Genomic DNA, 206 nt, shown 5'->3' with positions numbered 1-206 from the left:
TCCGCGTCGAGGCCGTGCACGGACTTCACCAGTCCGTCGCACGAGAGCAGTACGGCGCTGCTGGTGTGCGGTACGCGTTGCACGAGGCCGCTCATCAGCCAGTCGAGGTCGGATGCGTGGGCGGTCGGCGCATCGCTCGCCATGGTGGATCGACTCCTTGGGATACGAAGGTCTGCGGGAGCGCTGGGCTCGGGGGTGCGGGTGGG

Annotated in this window: 1 pseudogene; it reads right to left on the bottom strand. The window is 68.9% G+C overall.

The annotated features are described in order from the left end of the window. Nucleotides 1–143 (bottom strand): annotated as a pseudogene (locus B7L92_RS43050) (roadblock/LC7 domain-containing protein); the annotation flags it as partial. Nucleotides 144–206: the final 63 nt, after the last annotated feature.

Origin of the sequence: Streptomyces viridosporus (assembly GCF_002078235.1) — a bacterium.
Lineage (GTDB): Bacteria > Actinomycetota > Actinomycetes > Streptomycetales > Streptomycetaceae > Streptomyces > Streptomyces viridosporus.
Note: the sequence above shows the minus strand (reverse complement) of the source record. Positions and strands in the feature narration are given on the sequence as shown.